General features: G+C 63.1%; 6 protein-coding genes. All 6 read right to left on the bottom strand.

Annotated features, from left to right (window positions below; genetic code table 11):
* Window positions 1-794, bottom strand: a 794-nt coding sequence (locus B8115_RS15765) for a hypothetical protein (RefSeq protein WP_010628790.1), incomplete at its 3' end; no start/stop codon positions are given.
* Entirely contained in the window at window positions 791-1,018 is a 228-nt protein-coding gene (gene yacG / locus B8115_RS15760) for a DNA gyrase inhibitor YacG (RefSeq protein ID WP_026038166.1), read from the bottom strand. The genes B8115_RS15765 and yacG, both read right to left, overlap by 4 nt.
* Window positions 1,015-1,617: a dephospho-CoA kinase gene (gene coaE / locus B8115_RS15755; protein ID WP_010628788.1), complete on the bottom strand. Its 603-nt coding sequence runs from the start codon at window positions 1,615-1,617 to the stop codon at window positions 1,015-1,017. The genes yacG and coaE overlap by 4 nt, the downstream gene beginning before the upstream one ends.
* Window positions 1,614-2,030 carry a tRNA(fMet)-specific endonuclease VapC gene (vapC, locus tag B8115_RS15750; protein WP_010628787.1) on the bottom strand — a complete coding sequence of 139 codons (417 nt, stop codon included), beginning with the start codon at window positions 2,028-2,030 and terminating at the stop codon, window positions 1,614-1,616. Before vapC ends, coaE begins: the two co-directional genes overlap by 4 nt.
* Window positions 2,031-2,261: a type II toxin-antitoxin system VapB family antitoxin gene (gene vapB, locus B8115_RS15745; protein WP_010628786.1), complete on the bottom strand. Its 231-nt coding sequence runs from the start codon at window positions 2,259-2,261 to the stop codon at window positions 2,031-2,033. It abuts the gene before it with no gap.
* Between the two features lie 93 nt (window positions 2,262-2,354).
* Window positions 2,355-2,706, bottom strand: a 352-nt coding sequence (locus tag B8115_RS15740; protein WP_010628785.1) for an A24 family peptidase, incomplete at its 5' end; no start/stop codon positions are given.

Genomic DNA, 2,706 nt, shown 5'->3' with positions numbered 1-2,706 from the left:
GTACGGCTCTGGGGCGGCGCGGCCGGCGGCAGGTTGTGGTCGGGCAGCCGGCCGCGCGGGGCAGGCAGGAACAGCGGCAGCGCCACGTTCATGGCGCGGCGGGTGCGACCGTCTTCCAACGGCTCGCAGTAGAACAGATTGGCGCGCATCAGCGGTGCCTGGCTCTGCACCTGTGCCAACGGCTCGGCCGAAGGCAGGGCGGCCAGCTTGCGCAGCTGAATGCGCACGTGGGGCGCGTCGGTATCCAGTGCCAGCAGTTTCTTCTCCACCTCACGCACCGACAGCCGCTTGATCGAACGGCCGCTGGCGTACCAGGCCAGGCGCACTCGGGCCACCGGTGCTTCGGCCACGGGTATGGCTCGCCAGCACTGCTTTAAGTGCAGCCGGGCCAGGCCGCTGCCGCGCAGATGGTCGTGCAACTCAGGGTGGCGGAACGGCAGCACCGCCTTGGCCTCGGCCAGTAGCGGCGGGTGATGGTCGCGAATATGCGCAAGCCGAGCGGCAAAGTCGGCCTTGGCGGCGTTGACCTTGCTCACTGCTGCCATCAAGGCATCGTCGGCGGCTACCAGGCCCACATGGCTGCGTGTGGCGCGTCCGTCCTGACCATCTGCGTACCAGAAGTCGAGCAGGGCACGGCGCAGCCACTCGGTGCTGGCTTCGGCCTTGAAAGCCCACGCCTCGGCAGGAGAGGCGGCATAGGTTGCCACTAATGCCTCGCTGCGCTCGATAAGCTTGTCGAAGGCGAGCTCCAGCTCGGCCAGCAGCCGATAGGTGGGCGCCGGGGCGAGCGTCACCGATCTTCGCCTCGCTCGGCCCGGGCCAGCCACTCGTCGATATTGCTCTCGTCGAGCGCCGGCTCGCCGGCAATACGGTGCGACTCATCGGCCCAGGCACCCAGGTCGATCAGCTTGCAGCGCTCACTGCAGAAGGGGCGGTAGGGATTGCTCTCGCGCCACTCCACCTTCTTTCGGCATTGCGGGCACGCGACGGTCAGGGGGCGTTGGTTGTGTTGGCTCATGAAACTCCCATCTCTCGATAGCGTCGGTCCAGTTCGGCCACTTGGGCGGCAAGGTCTGCTTCGCTACCGCTATTGTCGATCACATCGTCGGCGCGGGCCAGGCGTTCGCTACGCGGCATCTGGGCCGCCACGATGGCACGGGCCTGGGCGTCGTCGACATCATCGCGGGAAGCGGTTCGGGCGATCTGCAGGCTTTCCGACACGTCGATCACCAGGCAGCGGTCGGCCATCTCGCTCTGGCCCGATTCGAACAGCAGCGGCGAGACCAGCAGCACGTAGGGTGCGCCCTCGGCCTGCAGCCGCTCGAGGTGCGCGACGATACGCTGCCGAATGCGCGGGTGGGTCACCGACTCCAGCCAGCGGCGCTCGCTTTCGTCGGCGAACACGATCTCGCGCAGGGCGCGGCGGTTCAAGCTCCCGTCGGCCTGAAGTACCCGCTCACCGTAGCGCCCGGCAATCTCGGCCAGTGCCGGCTCGCCGGGTTCCACCACCTCGCGGGCCACGTCGTCGGCATCCACCCAAGGCACGCCCAGTGCCGCGAAGGCCCGCGCCACCGTGCTCTTGCCGGAAGCGATACCACCCGTTACGCCAACGATCATGAAGGCTCACCTGAATTGACCCAATCTTCCAAGCGAAGGCCTGGTACGCGATTGAATTCACGTCGGTTATTGGTAACGAGTATCAACCCCCGAGATCGAGCATGACCCGCAATCATCTGATCATAAGGACCAATAGGTGTTCCGCTTTTTGCCAACTCTGCTCTTAGCTGCCCACTGTGGGCTGCTGCTTCACAGTCATAGCTCAAAACGTCGAGGCGAGCAGCAAATCCTTCAACTACCTCAAGATTTTTTTCCGGGGCGGCGGATTTCTCAGCTCCATAGATCAGTTCCATCAAGGTGACCGTACTGATACACATCTGGAGGTGATGCTTTCTGAAAGCCTCCCGTACATGACCAGGGCGATTCTTTATCGTAAAAATGCAGATGTTCGTATCAAGCATGTACTTGAGCACTCAGAATTCCTCGCGATTCTGGTCGGCGGGTTGCCCACGCTCAGTCATGTAATCGCTTGAAACCTTTGGGCCGTCAAACCAGCTGTCCCAGGATTCCCCGGCAGGTGTGATGATTCGCGTACGACCTATGGCAATGACATCCACTCTCTTGACGTCATCTGGGAGGGCGACGGCTTTGGGAAGTCGTATCGCTTGGCTTCGGTTGCTTTTGAATACGGCGGCCTGCTCCATGATCCGTGCTCCTTATCCGTGTTCCTGGGGGATATATCTTGCGTATATCCCGAGCATAACCCGCCATGTTGGATATGGCAAAGGGATATACGGCTAGGGCAGGAACAGGCGTCCATAGCCGGCCATCAGCGGCTCGCCGACCAGCAGAGCGATCATGCCGGCGCTGGCCAGGTAGGGGCCGAAGGGCATCGGCATGCCACGCAGACGGGGCAGGGCGAGCTGCAGCGCAATGCCGACGATGGCGCCCATACCGGCGGAAAGGATCAATACCATAGGCAGATACTGCCAGCCCAGCCAGGCGCCCAGCGCCGCCAGCAGTTTGAAGTCGCCGTAGCCCATGCCTTCCTTGCCCGTTACCAGCTTGAACAGCCAGTACACGCTCCACAGGGCAAGATAGCCCGCCATGGCGCCGATCACCGCGCTAGGCAGCATCAGTGGCTGAAAC

The organism is Halomonas sp. KM-1 (genome assembly GCF_000246875.1).
GTDB classification, from domain to species: Bacteria; Pseudomonadota; Gammaproteobacteria; order Pseudomonadales; family Halomonadaceae; genus Halomonas; species Halomonas aerodenitrificans.
The sequence above is the reverse complement of the archived record's forward strand: the minus strand, read 5'-3'. Positions and strand labels throughout refer to the sequence as shown.

What these genes read in the sequence shown, in the direction of transcription:
- yacG (WP_026038166.1), bottom strand. Translation starts at nt 1,018, where the DNA reads ATGAGCCAACACAACCAACGCCCCCTGACCGTCGCGTGCCCGCAATGC.
- coaE (WP_010628788.1), bottom strand. Translation starts at nt 1,617, where the DNA reads ATGATCGTTGGCGTAACGGGTGGTATCGCTTCCGGCAAGAGCACGGTG.
- vapB (WP_010628786.1), bottom strand. Translation starts at nt 2,261, where the DNA reads ATGGAGCAGGCCGCCGTATTCAAAAGCAACCGAAGCCAAGCGATACGA.